The organism is Chromobacterium sp. CV08, assembly GCF_051129845.1.
In the GTDB taxonomy this organism is placed as follows: Bacteria; Pseudomonadota; Gammaproteobacteria; order Burkholderiales; family Chromobacteriaceae; genus Chromobacterium.
Map to the genome: position 1 here is coordinate 2396925 of NZ_CP150453.1, position 25806 is coordinate 2422730.

The window sequence follows — 25806 nt, forward strand, 5'->3', positions numbered from 1 at the left end:
GCGGGGCAGGGAAGAAAAGCCATGGGCGGTCGAATTCCTTGTTGCTTACCGAGTGTCAGCCATTCTTCATCAAATCGTACAGCTCGGCAAGACTGGCCACCGTCAGGTCCGCGCCCAGCGTGGACGCGTCGGCGTAGCCGTAGGCCACGGCGACGGCCGCGCTGCCGGCGGCGCGGGCGGCTGCCACGTCGTTGGCGGAGTCGCCGACCATCGCCAGCTCCTGTGGCTGGATGCCCAGCACCTGGCAGCAATGCAAGAGCGGCAGCGCCGACGGCTTCTTCTCCGGCAGCGTGTCGCCGCCGACGATCAGGCTGAAGTGGTCGCGCAAGCCCAGCTGCTCGGCCAGCGGCACGGCCAGCCGTTCGGATTTGTTGGTGATCATCACCAGCGGCAGCTGGAGGGCGCGCAGCAGGGAGAGGCCGTCGCGGACGCCGGGGTAGACGGCGGTATGGTCGGTCAGGTGCTCGCGGTAATGCTGGATGAAGAAGCGGTAGCCGCGCTCCCACAGCGGGCCGTCGGCCTCGGCGTGGCGCTCGTCGGTGATCGCGCGGTGGACCAGGCTGGCGATGCCGTCGCCGACGTGGCTCTTGATTCGTTCGGGATCCAGCGGCGGCAGGCCCAGGTGGGCGCGCATCGCGTTGGCGGCGCCGGCGAGATCGGGGATGGAGTCGACAAGGGTGCCGTCCAGGTCGAAGGCGACGGCTTTGATATGCTTGAGATTCATGTGTCTGCTTTGTCTGCCGCGGCCGGCGGGCCGCGGCGGAGTAGGGGATGCGGGAAGCCTATAGCTCGCGGATGTCGACGACGGACTGCCGGCCGAAGTCGGGCGATACCAGATGGTCGACGATCTTGCGCGCGGCGTCGGCCGGGCTGCTCAGCGCGCCGTCGGCCTTCAGCGCGTCGAAGCGGGCCTTCTGCGGGAACTGGACTTCGTCGCTGCCGCGGATGCTGCTCTGCATGTCGGTGTCGACGACGCCCGGGTACAGCGCGACGACGCGCGCCGGATTGGCCGCGCCCTCCTGTTCGACGGCCGCGCTGCGGCTGAAATGATCGAGCGCGGCCTTGGTCGCGCAGTAGACGCTCCAGCCCGGATAGGCCTTGGCGGCGGCGCCGGACGAGATGTTCAGCACGCGGCGGCGCGCCGGCAGGCCTCCGGTGGCGGACAGCAGCGCGTCGGTGGCCAGCAGCGGCGCGGTGACGTTGATGGCGACGGCCTTGACCACCTCGTCGGCCGGGTAATGGCCGGCCTGGGCGATGGGCGTGACCACGCCGGCGTTGTTGATCAGCGTGATCGTCGCGCATTCCGGCAGCGGCAGTTGCTGCAGCGCGGTGCGGACCGAGGCGGCGGCCTGTCCGGCGTCGGACAGGTCGGCGTTGACGGCCAGCAGCCGCTCGGGATGGCGGGCGGCCAGGCCTTCGAGCGCCGGGCCGGCGTTGCGGGCGATGCCGACGACGAAATAGCCGTCGTCGAGCAGCGTCTGGCAGAGGGCGTAACCGAGGCCGCGCGAGGCGCCGGTGACGATGAATGCATGCATGGCCTTACCCCTTTGTTTGATGCGCTCAGGACGGGACGCGGGCCAGCTCGGCGCGCATCGCGTCTATCACGGCCTTGTAGTCCTTCTGCCCGTAGATGGCGGAACCGGCGACAAAGGTGTCGGCGCCGGCGGCGGCCACCTGGGCGATATTGTCGACCTTGACGCCGCCGTCCACTTCCAGCCAGATCTCGCCGCCGTGCCTGGCGGTGTGCTCGTCGATGCGGCGTCGGACTTGCCTGATCTTCTCCAGCGCGTGCGGAATGAACGATTGTCCGCCGAAGCCGGGGTTCACCGACATGATCAATATCATGTCCAGCTTATCCATCACATGGTCCAGGTAGGAGAGCGGCGTGGCCGGGTTGAACACCAGGCCGGCCTTGCAGCCGGCGTCCTTGATCAGACCCAGCGTGCGGTCTATGTGTTCCGAACCTTCCGGGTGGAAGGTGATGATGTCGGCGCCGGCCTTGGCGAAGGCGGCGGCCAGCGCGTCCACCGGCTTGACCATCAGGTGCACGTCTATCGGCGCGCTGCTGTGGGGCCGGATCGCCTCGCAGAACATCGGACCCATGGTCAGGTTGGGGACGTAGTGGTTGTCCATCACGTCGAAGTGGATGATGTCGGCGCCGGCGGCGACGACATCGCTGACTTCCTGGCCCAGGCGGGCGAAATCGGCGGACAGAATGCTGGGGGCGATACGGAAAGTGCGCATGGCGATTGCTCTGACATCGATAAACGAGGAATGCCGGGCATTCTACCGCGCCAAAAACGGTTTGGCCGGATAAAATGAAAGCCAGACCTATCCAGAAGGAGCCGCAATGGCCGACAAGACCTATCAGATGGCGGTGGAGGCCGAGCCGCAATACATCGCCGAACAGTCCAGCGTGGCCAACGACATCTACGTGTTCGGCTACCGTGTCCGCATCACCAATACCGGCAGCGAGCCGGCGCAGCTGGTCAGCCGCCACTGGATCATCACCGACGCCAACCAGCAGGTGCAGGAGGTGCGCGGCATGGGCGTCGTCGGCGAACAGCCGCACCTGGCACCGGGCCAGGCCTTCGAGTATTCCAGCGCCACCCATCTGAAAACGCCGTACGGCAGCATGAAGGGCTGCTATCAGCTGGTGGCCGACGACGGCAGGCGCTTCGAGGCCGAAATCCCCGAGATGACGCTGGTGGCGCCGAGGGTGCTGCACTAATCGCGTTTACAGGATGGGTCCTTGTCGTCGCGCGGCCAGGTCCACCAGACGATGAAGGTGGCGAGCGCGCCGGCGCCCAGCGCTTCCAGCAACAGAATCCACATGATGTCCGTCCCTTGGCGAGTGAAGCTCTCTTCACTGTGGGACAGACCCGAGTCACAGGCAAACCTTTTTATGCGCATCACCCATAGCGGCCCGGCTCCGGCCGGCCGGCACGACTGGCAAACGATCAAGACATTGCTGCCCTATCTGTGGGCGTTCAAATGGCGGGTCATCCTGGCGCTGGCCTGCATGGTGTTGGCCAAGGTGGCGGCGGTCACCGTGCCGCTGTATCTGAAGGACATCGTCGATCAATTGTCGGTGCCGGCCACGCTGCTGGCGGTGCCGGTGCTGGCCCTGACCGGCTACGGCGTCGCCCGGCTGCTGTCCGGCGTGCTGGGCGAGCTGCGCGACGCGGTGTTCGCCCGCGTGATCCAGGGGGCGGTGCGCAGCGTGGCGCGCAATGTGTTCCGGCATCTGTTCCGCCTGTCGCTGCGCTTCCATCTAGAGCGGCACACCGGCGGCATGAGCCGCGACATCGAGCGCGGCACCAAGGGCATAGGCTTTCTGCTGAACTTCACCGTGTTCAACATCCTGCCGACGCTGCTGGAGATCGGCATGGTGACGGCGATACTGCTGCACCGCTATTCCTGGCAGTTCGCGCTGGTGACGCTGGGCACGATAGGCCTGTACATCGCGTTCACGCTGCTGGTGACCGAATGGCGCACCGTCTACCGCCGCACGATGAACGATCTGGACTCCAAGGCCAATTCCAAGGCGATAGACGCCTTGCTGAACTACGAGACGGTCAAATACTTCAACAACGAGGAGTACGAGTCCAGGCGCTACGATCGCAATCTGGAGGCCTGGGAGGCGTCGGCGATCAAGAACCAGGTCTCGCTGTCGCTGTTGAACGCCGGACAGGCCGCCATCATCGCCATCGGCGTCACCGTGGTGATGGTGCTGGCGGCGCGCGACGTGGTGGCGCACCGGATGACGGTCGGCGACGTCGTGCTGGTCGCCACCTTCATCACCCAGCTGTACGCGCCGCTGAACTTCCTCGGTTTCGTCTATCGCGAGATCAAGCATTCGCTGGCCGACATCGAGCGCATGTTCAAGCTGCTGGCCGTCGATCTGGAAGTGGCGGACGCGCCGGACGCCAAGGCGCTGGCCACCCGCGACGCGGAGATACGCTTCGAGCGCGTCGGCTTCTGCTACGAGGCCAAGCGGCAGATACTGCACGACGTCGATTTCACGATACCGGCCGGCCAGACGCTGGCGGTGGTCGGCGCCAGCGGCGCCGGCAAGTCCACGCTGTCGCGGCTCCTGTTCCGCTTCTACGACGTCGGCGCCGGCGCCGTGACGATCAACGGCGAGGACATACGCTCGCTGACGCAGGACTCGCTGCGCGCCCACATCGGCATCGTGCCGCAGGACACGGTGCTGTTCAACGACACCGTCTACTACAACATCGCCTACGGCAAGCCGGGCGCGACGCGCGAGGAGGTGATCGAGGCGGCGCGCTCGGCCCACATCCACGATTTCGTCAGCAGCCTGCCGGACGGCTACGACACCATGGTCGGCGAGCGCGGCCTGAAGCTGTCCGGCGGCGAGAAGCAGCGGGTGGCGATCGCCCGCACCATCCTGAAGAATCCGCCTATCCTGATCTTCGACGAGGCGACCAGCGCGCTGGATTCGCGCACCGAGAAGGCGATACAGCGCGAGCTGGCCGCGATCTCCGCCAACCGCACGACGCTGATCGTCGCCCACCGGCTGTCCACCATCGTCGACGCCGACCGCATCCTGGTGCTGGACGCCGGCCGGGTGGTGGAGCAGGGCCGCCACCGCGAGCTCCTGGACCTGGACGGCCGCTACGCCGAGATGTGGCGGCTGCAGCAGCAGAGCGAGGCGATGGCCGGCTAGGGGCCGCGGCTAGCCGAAAACGCCCGGCGACGCCGGGCGTTTCTCATCGCGCCGCCTTCTGCGCGGAGACCAGCACCAGCATCGGCCGTTCCGCTTCCTCGGCCAGTTCGGGCCGCGCGGCGATCAGCTCCGGGCCGGGACCCCATTCGTCGACATGGCGCAGCGCGAAGCCGGCGGCGATCAGCGCGTTCAGCGTCGTCCCCAGCGTGCGGTGGTATTTGACCACGCCGTCGGCCAGCCAGTTGCTGAGGCGCCGGCCCTCCGCCTGGTAGCCGTTGACGGCCCAGGATCGCCGGCCGTCGTCGTCGGCCACCCATTGCTGCCGGCTCGGGCAGGTGTGTATCGGGTGCTCGGTCGAGAAGACCAGCCAGCCGCCCGGCTTCAGCGCGCGGTGGACGGTGGCCAGCAGCGGGCCGAGCTCGGGCAGGTAGTGCAAGGTCAGGGAGCTGTAGACCAGGTCCAGGCTCTGCTCGGGCAGCGACAGTCGTTCGAGATCGCCCTGCAGGTAGCGTATGCCGGCGTCGGCGGTCAGCTCGCGGGCGCGGGCCAGCATCTTTTCCGACAGCTCTATGCCGAGCACCTCGGCCGCGCCGGCCTCGCGGGCGTAGCGGCAGAACCAGCCGTAACCGCAGCCGAGGTCGGCGACGGCGGCGCCGGCGAGATCGGGCAGCATGGCTCTGAGCGCCGGCCATTCCGGCGCGCCGTCCAGGCCCAGTTGCGAGCGAGGCAGCCGGGCGTAGCCGTCGAAAAACTTCGGATCGTCGTAGATGTTCTGGGACATGGTGTCGTCTTTCTTTCGATACATTCAAGGTAGCTCCGCGGGCGCGGAAATGAAAAAAGCGAGCGGGGCGGACCCGGCTCGCTTGGAAGGCCGTCGGCGGACGGCATAAACGACGGGGCCGCCGATGAATCATCATCGGCGGCCCCGTCTTGTCAGTCGCCACGGCCGCCGTCGCGCCTCCCGTGTGCGGGATGCGTCCAGTCTGCGTGGCGATGAATGGGTGGGAAGCTCAGGCTCCCGCGTCGGGCTCCGGGCAATGCTTCATCGCAAGCTGTTGCGCGGAGCGCGCTCGGGTCACTCGCTGATCCGAGGCGTAAAGGGGCGTCATGGTCGGAACCATCTATCGGGGGAAAGGGGGCGATTGTCGGCGATGCGTCGACGGTTTGTCAACACGCTGCCCTTTCGGCTCAATAGCTTACAGCGGGGTCTTGGCGTTCTGCAGCACGGTGCGGTAGCCGTCGGGATCGACGAAGGTGGCGCCGTGCGCGTTCCAGTACGGATTGGCGGCCGGCTGCTGTGCGAAGCCGGCGGCGCGCATGCAGGCGCAGGCGGCCTCCCACTCGGCGTGGTCCGGCAGATAGAGCACCAGCAGGTCTTCCGCCGTCGGAGAGGGCGATACCGGATGGCGGTGGCTGACGACGAACTCCAGGTGATAGCCGGCGCCGGGCAGGCCCAGCATCACGCCGTCGAAGCCGTCGTGGTCGCGGAAGCTGCCCAGCACCTGCAGGTTCAGTCCCTCGCAATACATGGCCTTGCTGAGATTCAGATTGCTGACCGGTCGGGCTATGCGCAGATGCGGTATGTGCTTGTACATGGCGATGGGACCTCGGTTTCGCGATGCCTGCATCATGCCATGCGGATCGGCTCTCAGCCAGCCTTGCCGGCCTTGATCCGCTTCATTTCGGCGATCACCAGCGCGCCCAGGCGCAGGGCCTCGCCCAGCGCGTCTGCCTGGGGCAGGCCGGAGAAGGCCAGCGCCGGGTCCAGCGCGGCCAGCGCGCGGTGGGCACAGGCGCAGACTTCCGCGGCGGCGGTGAAGTCGGCGGGCCCCATCACCTTGCCGTTGCGGATGCGGCGGTAATAGGCGCGGGTGGAGTTCAGGTATTGGGCGGCGGTTTCCTTGCCGTCCAGCCGGCCCTCGGCGGCCAGCGCGTCCAGCAGGCTCATCAACTGGCGGCAGGCCTGTTCGGCCTGGGCGTAGCGCTGCTCGTCTGCGCGGCGCTGCTGTTGTCCGGGCTTGGTGGCGGTTTTCTTGTTGCGCTCGGCCATCGTGGCGTCCTTGGTCTGCGGAGCGCGCATTCTAACGGCGGCGGCGGCCGCCGTCTAATGCAGCTGGAACTGGGCCAGTTGTTCGAAGCTGGCCGGCAGCGAGACTTCGACGAGGTCGTTCAGGCAGAACATCGTCAGCTTGCCGCCGTAGACGGCGCCGGTGTCCAGATGCATCACGTTGTCGTACAGCACGGCGCGCTCCTGCGGCGTGTGTCCGGTCAGCAGCAGGTCGACGCCGGCGACATGGCCGCCGCCGCCGTTGAGCACGCGCTCGCGCGACCACAGCAGCACTTCGAGGTCGCGTTCGCTGGCGGCGCCGGCTTCCAGCCGCGCCGCCAGCGCGTCCCAGTCGTTGTCGGGGCAGTCGGCGTGCACGATGCCCATCCTGCCGCCTTCCACCTCGACTTCCAGGGCCAGCGGCAAGCGCTCCAGCGCGTCGACGCAGGCGGCGCGCTCGGATACGGTCAGCTCGTCCAGCCAGCGTCCGCCGTTGCGCAGATGGCGCTCGCGGTCCTGAAGCGGATTGTGCACGGCGTCGAGCGCCATCTGCTCGTGATTGCCGCGCACGGCGTGGAACCACGGCTGGGCCAGCCACTCCGTCGCCAGCGCGCTGTCGGGGCCGCGGTCCACCAGGTCGCCGACCGACAGCAGCCGGTCGCGGGCCGGATTGAAGGCGATGATGTTCAGCAGGCGGCGCAGCTGGGCGAAGCAGCCGTGTAGGTCGCCGACGGCCCAGTCCCGGCCTTCGATGTTGCGCGGCAGTTTGCGTATCATCATCTCGGGCCGTCCAGTGCTTATGGCCGGGGCGGGGCGCTCAGCGCGCCAGCCAGTCCCGGCAGAATTCGTCGCGGAAATGGAGCAGCCATTGCAGCTTCCGCTCCGCCATCGCCCGGCCGGCCTCGGTCTGCATCATGCCGGGCAGCCGGGCCAGCTTGACGTCGATATGGTCTATCGCCCAGGCCTGGTCGTCCAGGCCGCGCTGTTCGCCCAGCGGATCCAGCGGATGGGCCAGCGCGCGTCCCATGCGGCCGGAAACGTAGAACATCCTGGCCAGGCCCACCGGGCCCAGCGCGTCCATCCGGTCGGCGTCCTGCACGATCTTGGCCTCCAGCGTGCGCGGCGTGATCGCCGCCGAGTAGCTGTGAGCCTCGATCGCGTGGGCCAGATTGTCCAGCTGCTCGCCGGTGAGGCCGCTGCCGGCCAGCAGCTGGCGCGCGCGTTCGGCCGACCAGCGCGAGGCCTGATGGCGTTGCGGATGGTTTTTCGGCAGGTTGACCAGGTCGTGCAGATAGCTGCCGGCCATCACCACCAGCGGATCGGCTTCCGGGTGGCTTTCCAGCAGCTGGCGCGCCACCGCCCACACCCGGTGCAGGTGGCTGAGATCGTGCGCGCCGTCGTCGTCCGGCGGTTGTTGTTCCAGCAAGGCGATCAGCCTTTGCTGCCATTCGTTCTGTTGCTGTCGATGCATGGGGGCTGTGACCGGTTTTTGCGCCGCGCGGGGCGGCTGGTTGATGCGTGTTCGATGCCGGCGGAGCGCGCGCCGGCTACCCTTTCATTTTATCACCGGTCGGGCCGAATGCCGTCTTCGGCGGCGGCGTCCTTCAACATCTCCCACTGCGACAGCCGGTAGCCGGCCCGGTGCTTCAGCAGCAGGCGCAGCAGCGCCAGGTCGCGGTTGTCCACATTGTTGAAGCTGAGCCGCCCGCCGCTGGCCAGCATCTGGCCGGCGTGCAGCAGCCGGCTGGCGATGCCGCGGCGGCGGCAGTCCGGCCTGACCGTCAGCTCGGCGACTTCCCCGTCCGGCGACATCAGCAGCGAGCCGAGCAGGTCGCCGTCGCGGCGCACGGTGAGCCAGCGGGGCGGCGGATCGGCCCGCAGCAGCGACTCGCGGCGGTTGGGCACGGCCGGCGGATAGGCGAGGCCGGCGTCCGGCGGCCAGTCCTGCGGCCGGTAGCCGGCGTGCACCGTGACCGGCCAGTCGCCGCCGGCGGCTATCGGCGTCTGGATCTGGTAGCAGTCCAGCTGGCGCAACGGCGCGAAGCCCAGTGCGGCGTAGGCCTGTTGCGCGCGCAGATTGCCGTCTATCACCTCCAGCCGCTGGCGGCGTATGCCGCGTGCGGACAGCAGGCTTTCGACCCGCGCGGCCATCGCGGTCAGCGCCCCACGCCGGCGCGCGGGCGGGGCGACGCCGGCGGCGATGCAATATCCCTCGGCCTCGCCGTCGATGTCCGGCGCCGCGCACAGCCAGAAGCCGACCAGCCGCTTGTCCAGCCAGACGCCGGCGCTGAGCCCCGGCTCCCAGCCGCGGCGGCGCAGCATGAAGGCCAGCTGGCCGAGGCTGGGCTGGGCCGGCACCACGTAATCGCTGAACGCTTCGAGAAAGCAGCCATGCAGATCGGCGGGGGTCAGGCAATCCAGCGTGCTGATGTCCATTGCGACGGCGAAAGGTGAGGGTGGATCGGATGATGATGTCCGCGCCGCCGGCCGAGGTCAATGCGGCGCGCGCAAAATGCCGGCCGGAGCGGTCCGGGCGTAGGCGAAAACAAACACCCCGCCGGGCGGCGGGGCGGGGATGAGCTCAGTCTTCCAGCCAGATCAGCGAGGCCATGCGGCCGGTGACGCGGTCGCGGCGGTAGGAGAAGAAGCGGTCGCGGTCGATCACGGTGCAGAAATCGCCGCCGTAGACGCGGTCGACGCCGAGTCCGGCCAGGCGCAGCCGCGCCAGCGCGTAGAGGTCGGCCAGGTATTTGCCGCCGTCTATGTCGACGAAGGCGGCCGCGGCGGCGGCGTCGCGCTCGACGAAGGCCTGGCGCACCTCGGCGCCGACTTCGAAGGCGTCCGGGCCGATGGCCGGGCCCAGCCAGGCCATCAGCGTCGCCGGCGGCGCGCCGGCGGCGGCGACGGCGGCCTCGATGACGCCGTCGCAGAGCCCGCGCCAGCCGGCGTGGACGGCGGCCACCATGGAGCCGGCGTCGTCGCACAGCAGCAGCGGCAGGCAGTCGGCCGTCATCACCGCGCACACCGCGCCGGGCGCGCGGGCGAAGCTGGCGTCGGCGTCGGGCGCGGAGGCGCCGACGGCCGCCGCGTCGACGACGGCGGTGCCGTGCACCTGATTGAGCCAGGCCGGCTCGGCCGGCAGCTCGTCGCGCAGCCGCGCGCGGTTGGCCGCGACATGGCCGGGCTCGTCGCCGACATGGGCGCCGAGGTTCAGGCTGGCGTACGGCGGCAGGCTGACGCCGCCCGAACGGGTGGTGATCAGCGTCTTCACCGTGGCCGGGGCCGGCCAGTCGGCGGCGATCCAGTCCTCAGCGGGCATAGATCACCTCGATGTCGCCATCGTCCTCATCGTCGTCGTCCCAGTCCTCGTCGTCCTCGCCGTCGGCGTGGGCGAAGGCCTGTTCGTCGGCCACCGCGCCGTCGCCGCGCAGCAGGTCCAGCAGCCGGCGGAAATCGTCGGGCAGCGGCGCCCGCCAGCTGCGCTGCTCGCCGGAGGCCGGATGCACCAGCGCCAGCGCGTAGGCGTGCAGCGCCTGCCGGCCCAGCGTCTTGACCGCGGCGGCGGCGTCCTCGTCCATCTTGTGGCGCACATTGCCGTACACCGGATCACCGGCCAGCGGATGGCCGGCCTCGCGCATGTGGACGCGGATCTGGTGGGTGCGGCCGGTTTCCAGCTTGCACTCGACGTAGGAGTGGCTGGCGTAGCGTTCCAGCACCCGCAGGTGGGTGATGGCCGGCTTGCCGCCGAACTTCAGCACCGCCATTTTCAGGCGGTTGTTCGGATCGCGGCCGATATTGGCGTCTATCGTGCCGTCGAACGGCACGACGCCGTCGGCGATCGCGCGATAGACGCGCTTGACGCTGCGCGCCTGCAGCTGGCGCACCAGCTCGGTCTGCGCCGGCAGGGTCTTGGCCACCACCATCAGGCCCGAGGTGTCCTTGTCCAGCCGGTGCACGATGCCGGCACGCGGCACCTGGGCCAGCGACGGGCAGTGGTGCAGCAGGCCGTTCAGCAGCGTGCCGCTCCAGTTGCCGGCCGCCGGATGCACGACCAGGCCGGCCGGCTTGTTGATGACGATGATGTGCTCGTCCTCGAAAACGATGGGCAGATCCATCGCCTCCGGCTGGAAAGCCATTTCCTCGTTCGTCTGTTGCAGCAGGACTTCCAGCTTCTCGCCGCCGAGCATTTTGGTCTTGGGCGCAAGCACCTGGCCGTCCACCGTGACCTGGCCGTCCTTGATCCATTGCGTCAGCCTGCTGCGGGAGTAATCCGGCAGCAATTTGGCCAGCACCGCGTCGAGTCGCTCACCGCACAGCGAGAGCGGCACTTCGAGATGTTGCGTGGCGGATACCTCGTTTTCCGAGATGTCGCTATAATCGTCCGGGTCAATGTAAGGATCAGTCATGAAAAGATACGTTGTTGCAGCAATGTTGGTGATGGTGGGGCTTGCCGGATGTGCCTCCACGGAGCCCTACGACGAAACGCGCGGCTGGCCGGTGGAAAAACTGTACGCGGAAGCTCACGACGAGTTGAACAGCGGCAATTATACCCGCGCTGTCAAGCTCTATGAAACGCTGGAGTCCCGTTTCCCTTACGGCCGCTACGCCCAGCAGGCCCAGATGGACCTGGCCTACACCCATTACAAGGACGGCGAGCCGGAGCAGGCCATCGCCGCGGCCGACCGCTTCATCAAGCTGCACCCGACGCACCCGAACCTCGACTACATCTATTATCTGAAGGGGCTGGTGTATTTCAACGACGATTCCGGCCTGCTGGCCAAATGGGCCGGCCAGGACATGAGCGAGCGGGACCCGCGCGCCGCGCGCGAGGCGTTCGCCGCCTTCCGCGAACTGACCAGCCGTTTCCCGAACAGCACCTACGCGCCGGACGCGCGCGCCAAGATGAGCAAGCTGGTCGACGCGCTGGGCGGCAACGAGATGCATGTGGCGCGCTACTACATGAAGCGCGGCGCCTATCTGGCGGCGGCCAACCGCGCCCAGGGCGTGGTCAAGGACTTCTCCAACACGAAGTACCAGGAAGAGGCGCTGGCCATCCTGGTGGCGGCCTACGACAAGCTGCAGATGCCGCAGCTGCGCGACGACGCCCGCCGCGTGCTGGCGCTGAACTATCCGAAGAGCCAGTATCTGGCCAAGCCGTGGCAGCCCGGCGAAATGCCGTGGTGGAAGCTGTGGAAGTAGGCGCGGCCTGACGCGCGCGAGCAAGCCGCCCCACCGGGCGGCTTTTCATTTGGCCGGCAGGCTCTCAGATCGCCTGTTCGTTGGTCTCGCCGGTGCGGATGCGCACCACTTGTTCGACCGGGATGACGAAGATCTTGCCGTCGCCTATCTTGCCGGTGCGGGCGGCGGCGACGATGGTGTCGATCGCGCGGTCGACCAGATCGTCCGGCAGGATCACCTCTATCTTCACCTTGGGCAGGAAATCGACGACGTATTCCGCGCCGCGGTACAGCTCGGTATGGCCTTTCTGACGGCCGAAGCCCTTGACCTCGGACACGGTAAGGCCGTTGATGCCGATCTCGGACAGCGCCTCGCGCACCTCGTCCAGCTTGAACGGCTTGATGACGGCTTCCACCTTTTTCATTGCGCAATGCTCCCGGTTGGATCTGATGATGTTCGGATAAAATGCGAAAATTGCCGCATTACGAGCGGAATGTCCTGTTCCGCCTTAAATGCGGCGATGTTTTGCTGTATTATGACGCCCTTTCCTGGTACTTGTCGCGGGTGTCTATGTCTTACATTACCAAGCTGCGCGGTGGCGTCGCCCTGTCGCCGTTCCGTCTCGAAAAACTGCAGGCGGCAGCGGCCGAAGCCGGGCTGAAGGATCTCGTGCTGACCGCCGAACACTGGCATTTCGCCGAGAGCGACCGCGAGCTGACGCTGGAGGAAGTCGGCGTGCTGGGCCAGCTGCTCAGCTACGGAGAGGCGCCGCTGAGCGCGGAGCCGCACGGCGAATTGTTCCTGGTGACGCCGCGTCTGGGCACCTTGTCGCCATGGGCGTCGAAGGCCACCGACATCGCAAGGCATTGCGGATTGCCGAATATCCGACGAATCGAACGCGGCACGGCTTTCCGAATCAAGTCCGCCGATAAATCTTTAAGTAAAGAGGCTCGCCACATTCTGGCGGGCCTCTTGCACGATAGGATGACGGAAACGGTGCTGTCCTCGCTGGACGACGCCGACAAGCTCTTCGTCCACGTCGAGCCGCAGCCTATGACCAGCGTCGACGTGCTGGGCGGCGGCAGGGCCGCGCTGGAGGCCGCCAACGCCTCGCTGGGCCTGGCGCTGTCAGACGACGAGGTCGAGTATCTGGTCGAGAACTTCACCCGGATGGCGCGCAATCCCAGCGACGTCGAACTGATGATGTTCGCCCAGGCCAACTCCGAGCACTGCCGCCACAAGATCTTCAACGCCCAGTTCATCATCGACGGCGTGGAGCAGGGCAAGTCGCTGTTCCGGATGATACGCGACACCCACGAGGCCAATCCGCAGGGCACGCTGGTGGCGTACAAGGACAACGCCTCGGTGATCGAGGGCGCCTTCATCGAGCGCTTCTACCCGCAGCCGGACGGCCATCGCTACGGCTATCAAAGCGAGCCCACCGACATCCTGATGAAGGTGGAGACGCACAATCACCCGACGGCGATCGCGCCGTTCCCCGGCGCCTCCACCGGCAACGGCGGCGAAATCCGCGACGAGGGCGCCACCGGGCGCGGCTCGCGGCCCAAGGCCGGCCTGACCGGCTTCACCGTGTCCAATCTGAACATCCCCGGCTTCAAGCAGCCGTGGGAGGTGCATAGCGAAGAGCAGGCGGAGTACGGCAAGCCGGGCCGCATCGCCTCGGCGCTGCAGATCATGCTGGAAGGGCCGATAGGCGGCGCGGCGTTCAACAACGAGTTCGGCCGCCCGAATCTGGCCGGTTATTTCCGCACCTTCGAGCAGTCGTTCGGCGGCGAGATGCGCGGCTACCACAAGCCCATCATGCTGGCCGGCGGCCTCGGCAACATCCAGCAGCAGCAGATCCACAAGAACGAGATTCCGGAAGGCGCGCTGCTGATCCAGCTGGGCGGTCCGGGCCTGCTGATCGGCCTGGGCGGCGGCGCCGCCTCGTCGATGGACACCGGCGCCAACAGCGAAAACCTGGACTTCGACTCGGTGCAGCGCGGCAATCCGGAAATCGAGCGCCGCTGCCAGGAAGTGATAGACCGCTGCTGGCAGCTGGGCGAAGCCAATCCCATCGTCTCCATCCACGACGTCGGCGCCGGCGGCCTGTCCAACGCCTTCCCGGAGCTGGTCAACGACGCCGGCCGCGGCGCGATCTTCGAGCTGCGCAAGGTCCACCTGGAAGAGAAGGGCATGACGCCGATGCAGATCTGGTCCAACGAGGCGCAGGAGCGCTACGTGATGGCCATCCTGCCCCAGGACCTGGACCGCTTCGCGGCCCTCTGCGAGCGCGAGCGCTGCCCGTTCGCGGTGATGGGCGTGGCCACCGACGACGGCCGCTTGCAGGTGCGCGACGATCATTTCGGCAACAGCCCGGTGGACATGCCGCTGGACGTGCTGCTGGGCAAGCCGCCGCGGATGACCCGCGACGCCAAGTCCATCGTGCCGGAATTGAAGGTGTTCGACGCATCCAGGTATCCGCTGCGCGAGACCGCCTACCGCGTGCTGCGCCATCCGACCGTCGCCGACAAGTCCTTCCTGATCACCATAGGCGACCGCAGCGTCGGCGGCATGACGGCGCGCGACCAGATGGTCGGCCGCTGGCAGGTGCCGGTGGCCGACGTGGCGGTCACCACGATGGGCTTCAACACCTACCGCGGCGAGGCGATGGCGATGGGCGAGCGCACGCCGTCGGCGCTGTTCGACGGCCCGGCCTCCGGCCGCATGGCGATAGGCGAGGCGCTGACCAACATCTCCGCGGCCTTCGTCGGCCATCTGGGCAACGTCAAGCTGTCGGCCAACTGGATGGCGCCGGCCGGCCATCCGGGCGAGGACGCCAATCTGTACCGCACCGTGCAGGCGGTGTCCGAGCTGAGCCAGAGCCTCGGCGTCAGCATCCCGGTCGGCAAGGACTCGCTGTCGATGAAGACGGTGTGGCAGGAGAACGGCGAGCAGAAGGCCGTCACCGCGCCGCTGTCTCTGGTGATATCGGCGTTCTCCCCGGTCGAGGACGTGCGCAAGACCGTGACGCCGGAACTGAAGGACGTCAAGGACAGCGACCTGATCCTGATCGACCTCGGCTATGGCCGCTGCCGCCTCGGCGGCTCGATCTACGGCCAGGTGTGGAAGGACATGAGCGGCCGCGCGCCGGACGTGGAAAGCCCGCTGCAGCTGGCGGCCTTCTTCAACACCATGCAGTCGCTGCTGCGCGACGACATGCTGCTGGCCTATCACGACCGTTCCGACGGCGGCCTGTTCGCCACCTTGGCTGAAATGATGTTCGCCGGCCATGTCGGCGTCAGCGTCGACCTGCAGGAACTGGTGATAGAGCGCCAGAACACCCAGCGCATCATCGACGATTACGTGCAGCCTACGCTGGAGGCCGCCACCCACGGCCGCATCATGCGCGTGCTGTTCAACGAGGAACTGGGCGCGGTGCTGCAGGTGAAGAAGGCGGACACGCCGGAGGTCATCTCGCGCTTCATGAAGGCCGGCATCGGCCGCGAACTGTTCGTGCTCGGCCGCACCAACGGCTACGACCGCCTGGTGATCCGCCACAAGGGCAAGGACCTGTTCAGCGAGAGCCGCAGCGAGCTGTTCTGCGCCTGGTCGGAAACCAGCGCCCGTATGCAGCGGCTGCGCGACAATCCGGCCTGCGCCGACAGCGAGCAGCTGCTGCGCAGCCACGCCAAGCCGCGCGGCCTGTTCGCCCAGCTGTCCTTCGACGTCAATGGCGATCCGGCGGCGCCCTTCATCGCCACCGGCGCCCGGCCGCGGATCGCCGTGCTGCGCGAGCAGGGCGTCAACGGCCAGCTGGAGATGGCGGCGGCGTTCGACCGCGCCGGCTTCGAGGCGGTGGACGTGCACATGAGCGACATCATCGCCGGCCGCGCGCGGCTCGCCGACTTCAAGGGCCTGGCTGCCTGCGGCGGCTTCAGCTACGGCGACGTGCTGGGCGCCGGCGAGGGCTGGGCCAAGAGCATATTGTTCAACGCGCAGGCGCGCGGCGAGTTCGAGGCTTTCTTCCGCCGCGGCGACACCTTCGCGCTGGGCGTGTGCAACGGCTGCCAGATGATGTCCAATCTGTCGTCCATCATCCCGGGCGCAGAGCACTGGCCGAAGTTCCGCCGCAACGCCTCGGAGCAGTTCGAGGCGCGCTTCAGCATGGTCGAGGTCGCCGCCTCGCCGTCTATCTTCCTGTCCGACATGGTCGGCAGCCGGCTGCCGGTGGTGGTCAGCCACGGCGAGGGTCGGGCGCTGTTCGCGCCGGGCGCGCAGGACGCGGCGCTGGTGGCCTTGCGCTACATCGATTTCGACGGCCGCGCCACCGAGACCTATCCGCTGAATCCGAACGGCTCCCCGGCGGGCATCACCGGCGTCACCACGCCGGACGGACGCTTCACCATCATGATGCCGCATCCGGAGCGGGTATTCCGCACGGTGCAGAACAGCTGGCATCCGGCGGACTGGGGCGAGAACGGAGGCTGGTACCGCATGTTCGCCACCGCGCGGCGCTGGATAGGCTGATCAGCGGAGTCGACGGGATAAACGGGAGCCCAGGCTCCCGTTTTTCATTGCCCGCGCGCGTGGTTTCGGAGGCGGGCGGGATTTGTTGCAATCCATAATATGCTAAAGAAATTTAAATTTGATAATTTTATGCTTAAGGCAATATTATGGCGTTTTCTTATCCGTTGACGGAACTGGGCGAACTGCCGCCCCTTCCCGTCGGTCGGAGAGACTGATCATTTCCGTGCAGAAACAACAAGGAAGTCCATTGATGAAAAAGTTGGCGAGTACTTTGATGCTGGTCGCGCCGGGCCTGGTCTGGGCGGCGGACGCGGCGCAGCCGGACGGATGGTCCGGATCGATCGGGCTGGGGCTGGGCTACTACCAGGTCTCCTCTAACTTCGTGAAGTCGCAAAACGACAACCGCAAGACGATCACCACGCTGAATCAGCAGCCGGCGTCCGACGACTATGCCACCGCGCTGCCGCGTGGCAGCCTGTTCTACTCGATTCCCGGCAGCCAGACCCAGCTGTTCTTCGGCCTGGCGCCGGTGGAGAAGCTGGGGCTGGGCAGCGCGCTGCAGCTCGGCGCCCGCCACCGTTTCGACGACCAGGGGCTGCTGACCGCGGGCTTCACCTACGACCAGCAGGAGGTGTGGACGGATCCGTACGCGCTGAACGTCGTGCGTTCCGACACCAAGCTGAAGACGTCCGGCTTCGGCGTCAACTGGGACGGCATCCTGGGCACCGGCGTGACCGCGAGCCTCGCATACAACCGCATCACGCTGGGCCAGGAAAGCAGCGGCCAGGCGGCTGGCCTGTCCGCGGCCGACCAGAACCGGCTCAGGAGAAGCGGCTCCAGCGTCGACGCGCAGCTGGGCTACGCCTTCAAGCTGGACGGCAGCCAGACGCTGACGCCGGCGCTGATCTACGGCAAGAACAACGCCGATGGCGACGCGATGCGCTTCAAGCGGGCCGGCGTCAAGCTGGACTATGAATGGAAGGCCGGCGCCAATGTGCTGCAGGCTTCGCTGGCGGCGACCAAGACGCGCTACGACGCGGGCAACCCGCTGTTCGCCGGCGCCAAGGCCGACAGTTCCGACCTGCTGGCCAGCGCGACCTATATCCGCAACGGGATATGGGGGTACAAGCCGGTTTCCGCCTATGCCACGCTGCTGTACGGCAAGTCCGACTCCGACATCGCCTTCTTCTACGGCAAGGTCGGCGCGGTCAATGTCGGAGTGTCGTACAATTTCTAATCCGGGCCCAGGTCCGATCCGGTATTTCCAACACCGCTGATTTTCCCGCATGCCGGCGCGAAACCCGCGCCGGTCCTTTGTTTTTCCTGTTTTTCTCCCCGTCTGAACGTCGCGATTTCCAGTGAATCGATTGGAAATGTCTTGGCATGAAATATATTCATTATATTTGTTTCGCATAATTTGTGCTTTGTTAGTCAATCATTGTCATGTAATAATCTTAATGTAATTTGTTCTATTCGAATAATATGACAAATGTGTAACAGGAGCTGAGTGCGATGGTGGCAACGATCTTCAGTGAGACGGAGTCGGAAGTGCGCAGTTACTGCCGTGCCTTCCCCGCGGTGTTCTCCCAGGCCAAGGGGGCGATCCTGCGCGATGTGGACGGCAAACGGTACCTGGATTTCTTCGCGGGCGCGGGCTCGCTCAATTACGGCCATAACGACGAGGACATGGTGGAGGCCGCCGTCGCGTATATGCGCGGCGACGGCATCCTGAACGGACTGGACCTGAACACCGAGGCCAAGGCCGAGTTCATCGAAACCTTCCGCGATCTGATCCTCCGTCCCAGGGGACTGGATTACAAGCTGCAGTTCACCGGGCCGACCGGCGCCAACGCGGTGGAGGCGGCGCTGAAACTGGCGCGTAAGGCGACCCAGCGGCCGGATGTCGCCTGCTTCTCCGGCGGTTACCACGGCATGTCGCTGGGCGCGCTGTCGGTGACGGCCAACGCCGTCAAGCGGGCCTCGCTGGTCGTCCAGGTGCCGGGCGTGGTGCGCCTGCCGTTCGAGGGCGCGATACAGGGCGATGTCGACAGCCAGCTGGGCGTGTTGCGCGACATGCTGTGCCGTCCGGGTTTCGGCATCGACGCGCCGGCGGCCTTCGTGCTGGAGTGCGTGCAGGGCGAGGGCGGGCTGAACTGCGCCTCGGCGAAATGGCTGCAGGGCGTGGCCGCGCTGGCCAAGCAGCTGGGCGCGCTGCTGATCGTCGACGAGATCCAGACCGGTTGCGGCCGCACCGGACGCTTCTTCAGCTTCGAGCATGCCGGCATCGAGCCGGACATCGTCTGCCTGTCCAAGTCGCTGAGCGGCGCCGGGCTGCCGTTCTCGCTGAATCTGATCAAGCCGGAAATCGATATCTGGAAGCCCGGCGAGCACAACGGCACCTTCCGCGGCAACAACCTGGCGATGGTGATGGCCACGGCGGCGCTGAAGAAGTACTGGAGCACGCCCGACTTCGCCCTGGAAGTGGAAAGCAAGGGCGAGGAGCTGGCCGAGACCCTGCGCCGCGCGACGGCCGCCGCGGCCGGCGACGTCGACGTGATAGGCAGGGGCCTGATGTTGGGCCTGCGTTTCCGCCAGCCCGAGCATGCGCGCGCCGCCGCTCGCCGCCTGTTCGACGACGGCCTGCTGATCGAGGTGTGCGGTCCCCGCAACGAGGTGCTGAAGCTGATGCCGGTGCTGACGATGGAGCGCCGGACGCTGCTGTCCGCCGCGCAGCGCATCGCCGATTGCGCGCTCGAGCTGCTGGGGCTGGCGGTGGAAACCACCGCGGCCTGATCGACCGTCCCCGGCGCCGCGGTCCGCCATCCGGTCCGTCCGCGCCGGGACGCCTCCATGGCTCCGTGCCCATTTCTCAATCTTCCTGACTCATGAGTAGGAATATGTCTGCCGCTGCCCAATCCCAGAGCTACCCCCTTTCCGAGACCCAGAAAAGCCGTTGGATCCAGTATTTGCTGAACCCGGCCGGACAGGGCCAAAGCAATAGTCCATTCTGCGCCCGCGTCAGCGGCGATCTGAACCCGCGGCGGCTGGCCGCGGCCTTGTCGTCGCTGGTGGACCGCCACCCGATGCTGAGGGCGGCTTTTGAAATGACGGACGGCGAACTGGCCTACCGCATCGTCGAGGACGCCGCCGTCGATGTCATCGAGGTGGATGTCGGCGACGAAAGCGACGACGCGCTTTACGGCCGGATCAAGCGGGATTGCGCGCTGCCGTTCGACATCGCCAGGCCGCCGATGATACGGGCCCACTGGTATTGGCGCACCGGCTCGGACGCGGTGATGCTGCTGAGTTTCGAGCACATCGTCACCGACGGCTGGAGCTACTGGGCATTGCTGGAGGAACTGGGCACGATGCTGGACGGGGGCGAGCCGCCTCCCGTTTCCGGGCGCAGCTATGCCGATTACGTGGAGTGGCAGCGGCAATGGCTGCAGACGCCGGCCGCCGAAGCCCAGCGCCGCTTCTGGCTGGACTCGCTGGCCGGCGAGCTGCCGGTGTTGCAATGGCCGCAGCGGCGCGGCGGGCCGGCCTCCGGCAAGGTCACGCTGGATCCCCTGGTGCCGGATGCGCTGGCCAAGCGCCTGCAGGACATGGCGGCCCGCTACGACGGCAGCCTGTACCCGATCATGCTGGGCGCCTACCAGTTGCTGCTGCACCGCTACAGCGGCTTGGACGACATCATCGTCGGATCGACGATGCCGGGCCGCAGCAAGGCCAAGTGGGGCGGTGTGGCCGGCGATTTCATCAATATGGCGCCGCTCAGGGTCCGGATCGACGGCGCGCTCTCGGTGAGGGAGCATGTGCTGCGGGCGCAACGGCTGATCCGGCAGGGCATAGAAAACCAGAAATATCCGTTCTCCAAGCTGCTGGAGGATCTGGACCTGGTGCGGGACCCGGCCGTGCCCCCGGTGTTCCAGACGGTGATGACCTTCCAGAAGAGCCGGCTGAGCGGCGGGCTGGACGCCTTGTGGATGGCCGACGATTCGACGCCGCCGGTGCGCTGGGGCGGGGTGGCGCTCAGCCGTTTCCCTTACCCGGCCTCAGGCGACGCCGATGTGCCGCTGATGGTGGACGTGTTGTCGGTGGGCGGGCGCATCCGTTGCTACTTCCGCTATGACACGGCGGTGCTCGACGGGGAGATGGTGCAGCAGCTGGTCCGGCACTATTTCGCCTTGCTGGAGGCGTTCGCGGCCGACGACGAGCAAGCGGTGGGCGGCTTGTCGCTGCTCAGCCCGCAGGAGCGCGAACAGGTATTGCGCGGTTTCAACGCCACCGAGCGGGATTTCCCGCGGCAGGCGCTGATCCATCAACTGATCGAGGAGCAGGCGGCCAGGCGGCCCGACGCGCCGGCGGTCGAGCATGCCGGGCAGACGCTGAGCTACGGCGAGCTGAACCGCCGCGCCAACCGGCTGGCGCGGCATCTGCGCCTGCAGGGCGTCAGAGGCGACGATGCGGTGGCGCTATGCGCCAGGCGCAGCCTGGACATGGTGGTCGGTCTGCTGGCCATCCTGAAGTCGGGCGCCGCCTATGTGCCGCTCGATACCGCCTATCCGGCCGACCGGCTGGCCTATATGCTCGGCGACTGCAAGCCGGCGCTGGTCCTGGTCGACGACGAGGGGCAGGCCATTCTGGAGCCGGTCGGCGGCGCGGCGCGGATGATCAATATGGCGCGGCAGGCGCCGGCCTGGGCCGCGCTGTCCGGCGACGATCCGGCCTGCCTGCATCTCGATGCCGGCAATCTGGCCTACGTGATCTACACCTCGGGCTCCACCGGCAATCCCAAGGGCGTGATGATAGAGCATCGCGGCCTGGTCAACTATGTGCTGGACGCCATCCGCTGGTTCGAACTGACGCCGGCCGATCGCGTGCTGCAGCAGAATTCGCTGAATTTCGATCTGTCGCTGGAGGAGATGCTGCCGGCGCTGGCGTCCGGCGCCTGCCTGGTGCTGGCGACCGAGCTGTTCGGCACCGCCGAGCCTGGCGCCCATCGCAAGCAGGCGATCAGCTTCGTGCACATGACCGCCGCGCACTGGCACACGCTGATCGGCCAATGGAGCGCGGAGCCGCTGCAGGCCTTGCTCTATCTGGAAAACGTGCGGCTGATCAATGTCACCGGCGACGCCTTGTCGGCGCAGAAGGTCAGGGCCTGGGAGGCGATCCGGCCCGAGCACGCCGGGCTGATCAACACCTACGGTCCGACCGAGGCGACGGTTTCCTGCACCGCCACCCGGCTGCAGGGGGAGTCGGACGCCGTCAACGTCACCATAGGCAAGCCGTTCGCCAATACCCGCATGTACATACTCGACAGCCGGCTGCAGCCGGTGCCGCCGGGCGTGGCAGGCGAACTCTATATCGCAGGGGTGCAGGTCGGCCGCGGCTATCTGAACCGGCCGGACCTGAGCGCCGAGCGTTTCCTGTCCGACCCGTTCGACGCCGGCGCGGACGCCCGGATGTACAAGACCGGCGACCTGGGTCGCTGGCTGCCGGACGGCAGCATCGAATACCTGGGCCGCAACGACTTCCAGGTGAAGATACGCGGCTTCCGCATCGAATTGGGCGAGATCGAGGCCAGGCTCGCCGCCTGCGCCGGCGTCAAGGAGGCCACGGTGCTGGTCAGGGAGGACGCGCCGGGAGACAAGCGGCTGGTGGCCTATCTGACGGCGCGGCCGGGCGCGGCGCCGGACGCGGCGGCGCTGCGGACCGAACTGGCCAAGGATCTGGCCGAATACATGATACCGAGCGCCTTCGTCGTGCTGGACGCCTTCCCGCTGACGCCGAACGGCAAGTTGGACCGCAAGGCGCTGCCGGCGCCGGACGGCGCGCAGCTGTCCGGCCGCGAGTACGCGGCGCCGCAGGGCGAGACGGAGGAGGCGCTAGCGGCGATCTGGAGCGCGCTCTTGAACGTCGAGCGTGTCGGCCGCCACGACAACTTCTTCGAGCTGGGCGGCCATTCGCTGCTGGCGGTGCAGTTGCTGGAGAAGATGCGCCAGGCCGGCCTGCGCGGCGACATCCGCCAGCTGTTCGGCGCGGCCGACCTGGCGGCGCTGGCGGCCGGTCTGGGCGGCGGCGGCGACGAGGTGGCGGTGCCGGCCAACGGCATTCCGGCGGAGGGCTGCGCGGCGATCACGCCGGCGATGCTGCCGCTGGTGTCGCTGGACCAGGCGCAGATAGACCGCATCGCCGACGGCGTCGCCGGCGGCATGGCCAATATCCAGGACATCTATCCGCTGGCGCCGCTGCAGGAGGGGATTCTGTTCCATCATCTGCTGGAAAGCGAAGGCGATTCCTATCTGGTGCCGACCACCTTCCGCCTGGCCAGCCGCGGCCATCTGCATCGCTTCGTCGAGGCCCTGCAGCAAGTGACGGACCGGCACGACATCCTGCGCACGGCGATACAGTGGCGCGACCTGCCGGAACCGGTGCAGGTGGTATGGCGCGAGGCGCCGGTGGCGGCAGCGGTGGAGACGGTGGCGCTGGACCCGGCCGACGGCCCGCTGGACGCGCAACTGGAACGGCGTTACGACCCGCGGCGGATGCGGCTGGACGTGACGCGGGCGCCGCTGCTGCGGGCCGTCGTCGCGGAGGAGGCCAGCGGAGAATGCTGGCTGCGGCTGCTGGCCCACCACCTGATCATGGACAACACCGGTTTGGCCGTCCTGTTGGCCGAGATCGGGCAGATCCTGTCCGGCCGCGGCGACGCGCTGCCGCCGGCCTTGCCGTTCCGGAACTTCGTCGCGCAGGCGCGGCTGGGCGTCGGCGCGGCCGAGCACGAGGCCTACTTCCGCGGGGAATTGGGCGACGTCGACGAACCGACGCTGGCCTTCGGCCTGCAAGGAGGCGGCGAGTTGGACGAGAGCCGGCTACGGCTGCCGGCCGCATTGACCGACAGTCTGCGGCGGCAGGCGCGGAGGCTGGGCGTCGGCGTGGCCAGCCTGATCCACCTGGCCTGGGGGCGGCTGCTGGCGCGGGCCTCGGGCCGGGACACCGTGGTGTTCGGCACGGTCTTGTTCGGCAGGCTGCAGGGCGGGGTCGGGGCCGACCGGGCGCTCGGGCTCTTCATCAACACCTTGCCGCTGAAGCTGGAGCTGGGCGCGGCCAGCGTCGATGAGGCGGCGCGGCGGACGCAGCAGGCGCTGACGCGGCTGCTGCGGCACGAGCACGCGCCGCTGGCGCTGGCGCAACGCTGCAGCCAGGTGGCGTCCCCGCAGCCCTTGTTCAACGCCTTGCTCAATTACCGCCACGCGGAGGCGGGCGAGTCGGCGCAGGCGCTGTGGGACGGCGTCGAGGCGCTGCCGGGCGGGGAGAGGAGCAGCTACCCGCTGACGCTGTCGGTGGACGACTTCGGCGACGCCGGCCTGGCCTTGCAGGCGCAGGTGTCGCCCGCTGTCGGCGCGGAGCGGATCTGCGCGCAGATGGCGCGTACGCTGACGGCGCTGGCCGAGGCGCTGGAAGCCGGCGGAGGCATGGCGGCGCGCACGCTGGAAGTGCTGCCGGAGGCGGAGAAGCGCCTGCTGCTGGAAGATTTCAACGCGGCGCCGACGCCGTATCCGGACGATGCGCTGATCCACCAGCTGTTCGAGGCGCAGGCGGCGGCGCGGCCGGACGCGCCGGCGCTGCTCGACGGCGACGAGACGCTGAGCTACGGCGAGCTGAACCGCCGCGCCAACCGGCTGGCGCACAAGCTGGCGGCGCTGGGCGTGCGCGCAGGCGAGTGCGTCGCGCTGAACCTGCCGCGCGGGGCCGGCCTGCTGACCGCGGTGCTGGGCGTGTTGAAGGCCGGCGCCGTCTATATGCCGCTGGACGATGTGCTGAGCCTGGAGCGGCAGGAACTGATGCTGTCGGACAGCGGCGCCCGCCTGCTGCTGGACGCGGCCTGGCTGAAGAGCGCCGCCCTGGAATCGCAGCCGGACGGCAATCCGGCCGTGGCCGGGGACAGCAGCCAGCCTGCCTATCTGATGTACACCTCCGGCTCCACCGGCCAGCCCAAGGGCGTGCTGGTGCCGCACCGCGGCATCAGCCGCCTGGTGTGCGACAACGGCTACGCCGACTTCGGCGCCGACGACCGCATCGCCTGGGCGGCCAATCCGGCCTTCGACGCCAGCACGCTGGAGATCTGGGCCGCGCTGGCGCACGGCGGCCAGCTGGTGGCGATAGACCGCGACACCCTGCTCGACGTGCGCCGGCTCGGCGACGCGCTGCGCCGCCATCGCGTCAGCGTGCTGTGGCTGACGGCCGGCCTGTTCCACCAGCACGCGGACGGTCTTTGCGAGGCCTTCGGCGGCCTGCGCTACCTGCTGCTCGGCGGCGACGTGCTGGACCCGCGCGTCGTCGCCCGGGTGATGCGCGACCATCCGCCGAGGCATCTGCTGAACTGCTACGGTCCGACCGAGACCACCACCTTCGCGTTGACGCACGAGGTGGGGCCCGATGTCGACGATGGCGCGCCGCTTCCGCTGGGCCGGCCCATCGCCAACACCACCGTCCACGTGCTGGACGCCGACGGCCAGCTGGCGCCGCTGGGCGTGGTCGGCGAAATCCACATCGGCGGGCCGGGCGTGGCGCTCGGCTATCTGAAGCGGCCGGAGCTGACCGACGAGCGTTTCATCGCCGACCCGTTCAGCGCCGACGCCGACGCGCGGCTGTACAAGACCGGCGACCTGGGACGCTGGCTGCCGGACGGCAGCATCGAATACCTGGGCCGGACCGACTTCCAGGTGAAGATACGCGGCTTCCGGGTCGAGCCGGGCGAGATCGAGGCCAGGCTGGCGGCCTGCGCCGGCGTCAGGGAGGCGGCGGTGCTGGCGCGCGAGGACGCGCCGGGCGACAAGCGGCTGGTGGCCTACCTGACGGCGCAGCCGGGCGCGGCGCCTGACGCGGCGGCGCTGCGCGCCGAATTGGCGCGCGACCTCGCCGATTACATGGTGCCAGGCGCCTTCGTGGTGTTGGACGCCTTCCCGCTGACGCCGAACGGCAAGCTGGACCGCAAGGCGCTGCCGGCGCCGCACGGCGCGCAGCTGACGAGCCGAGAGTACGAGGCGCCGCAGGGCGAGACGGAGGAGGCGCTGGCGGCGATCTGGAGCGCGCTGTTGAACGTCGAGCGCGTCGGCCGCCACGACAACTTCTTCGAGCTGGGCGGCCATTCCTTGCTGGCGGTGCAGCTGCTGACGCGGGTGCGGGAGGCTTTCGACGTCGACCTGCCGATGTCGCAGCTGTTCAGCCACCCGACGATAGCCTTGTTCGAGGAATGCGTGATCGACGCCCAATTGCTGCAGTTCGACGCCGAATCGCTGCAGGCCCTGCGTGAAACCGAGCTGACTCTGGAATCCTGAAAGAATTGAAAGTC

General features: G+C 67.8%; 19 protein-coding genes. 7 read left to right on the forward strand and 12 right to left on the reverse strand.

Annotated features, from left to right (window positions below; translation table 11 throughout):
• Nucleotides 1–55: 55 nt before the first annotated feature.
• Genes WNM05_RS11265 through rpe form a run of 3 tightly spaced genes read right to left on the reverse strand, consistent with a single transcriptional unit; the run spans nucleotide 56 to nucleotide 2244 of the window.
• Entirely contained in the window at nucleotides 56–724 is a 669-nt protein-coding gene (locus tag WNM05_RS11265) for a phosphoglycolate phosphatase (RefSeq protein ID WP_434635084.1), read from the reverse strand.
• A 58-nt stretch (nucleotides 725–782) separates the two neighbouring features.
• Nucleotides 783–1535 carry an SDR family oxidoreductase gene (locus WNM05_RS11270; protein ID WP_434635085.1) on the reverse strand — a complete coding sequence of 251 codons (753 nt, stop codon included), beginning with the start codon at nucleotides 1533–1535 and terminating at the stop codon, nucleotides 783–785.
• Between the two features lie 25 nt (nucleotides 1536–1560).
• Nucleotides 1561–2244, reverse strand: a complete 684-nt coding sequence (rpe, locus tag WNM05_RS11275; RefSeq protein WP_434635086.1) for a ribulose-phosphate 3-epimerase — start codon at nucleotides 2242–2244, stop codon at nucleotides 1561–1563.
• Nucleotides 2245–2350: 106 nt separating this feature from the next.
• On the opposite strand from rpe, the gene apaG reads away from it, so the two are divergent.
• Together apaG and WNM05_RS11285 are read left to right on the forward strand one after the other, a co-directional pair.
• Nucleotides 2351–2731, forward strand: a complete 381-nt coding sequence (gene apaG / locus WNM05_RS11280; protein ID WP_434635087.1) for a Co2+/Mg2+ efflux protein ApaG — start codon at nucleotides 2351–2353, stop codon at nucleotides 2729–2731.
• Between the two features lie 174 nt (nucleotides 2732–2905).
• Nucleotides 2906–4693 carry an ABCB family ABC transporter ATP-binding protein/permease gene (locus tag WNM05_RS11285; RefSeq protein WP_434635088.1) on the forward strand — a complete coding sequence of 596 codons (1788 nt, stop codon included), beginning with the start codon at nucleotides 2906–2908 and terminating at the stop codon, nucleotides 4691–4693.
• 43 nt (nucleotides 4694–4736) lie between these two features.
• Here the strand turns inward: WNM05_RS11285 and WNM05_RS11290 are convergent, their stop codons facing one another.
• The 8 genes from WNM05_RS11290 to rluD all read right to left on the reverse strand — a co-directional run bounded on the left by WNM05_RS11290 (nucleotide 4737) and on the right by rluD (nucleotide 11146).
• Nucleotides 4737–5498 (reverse strand): class I SAM-dependent methyltransferase, encoded by a 762-nt coding sequence (locus WNM05_RS11290; protein WP_434635090.1) that lies wholly within the window; start codon nucleotides 5496–5498, stop codon nucleotides 4737–4739.
• A gap of 391 nt (nucleotides 5499–5889) precedes the next feature.
• Nucleotides 5890–6288 carry a VOC family protein gene (locus WNM05_RS11295; protein ID WP_434635091.1) on the reverse strand — a complete coding sequence of 133 codons (399 nt, stop codon included), beginning with the start codon at nucleotides 6286–6288 and terminating at the stop codon, nucleotides 5890–5892.
• A 53-nt stretch (nucleotides 6289–6341) separates the two neighbouring features.
• On the reverse strand, nucleotides 6342–6773 hold the full coding sequence (locus tag WNM05_RS11300; RefSeq protein WP_434635092.1) for a hypothetical protein: 432 nt from the start codon (nucleotides 6771–6773) through the stop codon (nucleotides 6342–6344).
• A gap of 24 nt (nucleotides 6774–6797) precedes the next feature.
• Entirely contained in the window at nucleotides 6798–7520 is a 723-nt protein-coding gene (locus WNM05_RS11305; RefSeq protein WP_434635093.1) for a metallophosphoesterase, read from the reverse strand.
• A 37-nt stretch (nucleotides 7521–7557) separates the two neighbouring features.
• The gene (locus WNM05_RS11310; protein ID WP_434635094.1) at nucleotides 7558–8211 is read right to left on the reverse strand and encodes an HD domain-containing protein; all 654 of its coding nucleotides are present in this window, start codon (nucleotides 8209–8211) and stop codon (nucleotides 7558–7560) included.
• 92 nt (nucleotides 8212–8303) lie between these two features.
• The gene (locus WNM05_RS11315; protein WP_434635095.1) at nucleotides 8304–9176 is read right to left on the reverse strand and encodes a GNAT family N-acetyltransferase; all 873 of its coding nucleotides are present in this window, start codon (nucleotides 9174–9176) and stop codon (nucleotides 8304–8306) included.
• A gap of 145 nt (nucleotides 9177–9321) precedes the next feature.
• A complete protein-coding gene (gene pgeF / locus WNM05_RS11320) occupies nucleotides 9322–10059 on the reverse strand; it encodes a peptidoglycan editing factor PgeF (protein ID WP_434635097.1) in 738 nt (245 codons plus the stop codon).
• Nucleotides 10049–11146, reverse strand: a complete 1098-nt coding sequence (gene rluD / locus WNM05_RS11325; RefSeq protein ID WP_434635099.1) for a 23S rRNA pseudouridine(1911/1915/1917) synthase RluD — start codon at nucleotides 11144–11146, stop codon at nucleotides 10049–10051. The genes pgeF and rluD overlap by 11 nt, the downstream gene beginning before the upstream one ends.
• Here rluD and WNM05_RS11330 point away from each other — a divergent pair.
• Nucleotides 11145–11939: an outer membrane protein assembly factor BamD gene (locus WNM05_RS11330; RefSeq protein ID WP_434635101.1), complete on the forward strand. Its 795-nt coding sequence runs from the start codon at nucleotides 11145–11147 to the stop codon at nucleotides 11937–11939. The two genes, rluD and WNM05_RS11330, sit on opposite strands and share 2 nt — an antisense overlap.
• Nucleotides 11940–12003: 64 nt before the next feature.
• On the opposite strand, the gene WNM05_RS11335 is transcribed toward WNM05_RS11330, so the two are convergent.
• Nucleotides 12004–12342: a P-II family nitrogen regulator gene (locus tag WNM05_RS11335; RefSeq protein WP_101708527.1), complete on the reverse strand. Its 339-nt coding sequence runs from the start codon at nucleotides 12340–12342 to the stop codon at nucleotides 12004–12006.
• A 146-nt stretch (nucleotides 12343–12488) separates the two neighbouring features.
• On the opposite strand from WNM05_RS11335, the gene purL reads away from it, so the two are divergent.
• From purL to WNM05_RS11355, 4 genes are all read left to right on the forward strand, one after another.
• The gene (purL, locus tag WNM05_RS11340; protein WP_434635103.1) at nucleotides 12489–16448 is read left to right on the forward strand and encodes a phosphoribosylformylglycinamidine synthase; all 3960 of its coding nucleotides are present in this window, start codon (nucleotides 12489–12491) and stop codon (nucleotides 16446–16448) included.
• A gap of 250 nt (nucleotides 16449–16698) precedes the next feature.
• Nucleotides 16699–17685: a DUF2860 family protein gene (locus WNM05_RS11345; protein WP_434635105.1), complete on the forward strand. Its 987-nt coding sequence runs from the start codon at nucleotides 16699–16701 to the stop codon at nucleotides 17683–17685.
• A gap of 275 nt (nucleotides 17686–17960) precedes the next feature.
• Nucleotides 17961–19241: a diaminobutyrate--2-oxoglutarate transaminase gene (ectB, locus tag WNM05_RS11350; protein WP_434635106.1), complete on the forward strand. Its 1281-nt coding sequence runs from the start codon at nucleotides 17961–17963 to the stop codon at nucleotides 19239–19241.
• Nucleotides 19242–19345: 104 nt separating this feature from the next.
• Nucleotides 19346–25792, forward strand: a complete 6447-nt coding sequence (locus WNM05_RS11355) for an amino acid adenylation domain-containing protein (protein WP_434635108.1) — start codon at nucleotides 19346–19348, stop codon at nucleotides 25790–25792.
• Nucleotides 25793–25806: the final 14 nt, after the last annotated feature.